This window comes from Mesorhizobium sp. M2A.F.Ca.ET.039.01.1.1, from assembly GCF_003998035.1.
Classification (GTDB): Bacteria; Pseudomonadota; Alphaproteobacteria; order Rhizobiales; family Rhizobiaceae; genus Mesorhizobium.
On sequence record NZ_RZRY01001035.1, the window covers coordinates 1 to 1,717 of the forward strand.

At 63.4% G+C, this 1,717-nt stretch carries 2 protein-coding genes; both read left to right on the forward strand.

Translation table 11 applies throughout. The features are described 5' to 3' along the window. Positions 1-321, forward strand: a 321-nt coding sequence (locus tag EOA24_RS42590; RefSeq protein ID WP_210213645.1) for a hypothetical protein, incomplete at its 5' end; no start/stop codon positions are given. Beyond that, the coding region (locus tag EOA24_RS36980; protein ID WP_133374852.1) for an APC family permease at positions 318-1,717 on the forward strand (1,400 nt) is incomplete at its 3' end. The genes EOA24_RS42590 and EOA24_RS36980, both read left to right, overlap by 4 nt.

Sequence of the window (1,717 nt, forward strand, 5' to 3'; positions counted from 1 at the left end):
GAGGTGGATCGGCCCCCGGCCCTTCGCAGACTCAGGGCGTTCGAAGCTCGAAAAGCCAAGCAATTGGCTTTTCGTTCGCTGCGCGACCGCTTCTCACCCCACAAGGGGAGGAGGAAAGAGCCGATGTTTCGCAAGCGTGATGTGCATGACATCCACAAAACGCTTGACGCGAAAGCGCGCCGGATCAATCTTCACTCTAAAGAAAAAAATACGACTGAGTGGAAACACGACGGTTGGGCCATAGTGGCCGGGGAGCAAGCTTCGCGAGAGCCGAAGCGTCGCCGGCGGGGAACAGAAAAAAGGGGAAGACACAAGATATGAGCACGATAAGCACGGCCCTGGAGCAGCCTGCCGAAAGCAAGCTGCTCAGGCATATCGACTGGCGTGGCGCCTTCTGGGTGGCGAGCGGCGTTCCGGCGCTGGTCCTGTTCTCGATCGGCGGCATTGCCGGCACGACTGGAACCCTGGCCTTCCTGATCTGGACGGTGTCCATGATCATGGGTTTCCTGCAATCCTTCACCTATGCGGAGATTGCCGGCCTGTTCCCGAACAAGTCGGGCGGCGCCTCGATCTACGGCGCTACCGCCTGGCTGCGCTATTCGAAATTCATCGCGCCGCTGTCGGTGTGGTGCAACTGGTTCGCCTGGTCGCCGGTGCTGTCGCTCGGCTGCTCCATCGCCGCCGCCTATATCCTCAACGCCCTGGCGCCGATCCCGGTCTTCTCCGAGACCTCGCCGGAGGTCGTCGCCTATATCGCCGCGCATGCGGGGACGGCCCCTGCCGACGCCATCGCGGCGGTGACGGCCGCCGCGACGCCGGCGATCCGCACCTGGACGCTGTGGGGCCATACGCTGGGACCCGTCTCCTTCACGCTCAACGCCACCTTCTTCATAGGCGCGGTGCTGATGCTGGTCATCTTCGCCATCCAGCATCGCGGCATCCTCGGCACGGCCAATGTGCAGAAATATATCGGCCTGCTGGTCATCATCCCGATGCTGATCGTCGGCGTGGTGCCGATCATCACCGGCCAGATCGACTACGCCAACTTCTCGCCGCTGGTGCCGCTGGCGGCGGCCTATGCGCCCGACCCCGGGTCGTGGAACATCGCCGGCTGGACACTCGTGCTGGGCGGCATGTTCATCGCCGCATGGTCGACCTACGGCTTCGAGACCGCGGTCTGCTACACGTCGGAGTTCAAGAACCCCGGCACCGACACGTTCAAGGCGATCTTCTATTCCGGCCTGCTCTGCATGCTGTTGTTCATCCTGGTGCCCTTCACCTTCCAGGGCGTTCTGGGCCTGAACGGCATGCTGGCGACGCCGATCGTCGACGGCTCGGGCGTCGCCGACGCGCTGGCCGGCATGGTCGGCGGCGGCAAGCTGATCCACAGCCTGCTGGTCATGCTGATGATCCTGGCGCTGGTGCTCTGCATCATGACGGCGATGGCTGGCTCCTCGCGCACGCTCTACCAGGGCTCGGTCGACGGTTGGCTGCCGCGCTATCTCAGCCATGTCAACGAGCACGGCGCGCCGACGCGGGCGATGTGGACCGACCTGATCTTCAACCTGATCGTGCTGGCCATCGCCTCGGCCGATGCGACGAGCTTCTTCTTCATCCTCGCCGTGTCGAACTGCGGCTATATCATCTTCAACTTCCTCAACCTCAATGCCGGCTGGATCCACCGCATCGACAACGGCCACATCACGCGGCCGTGGCG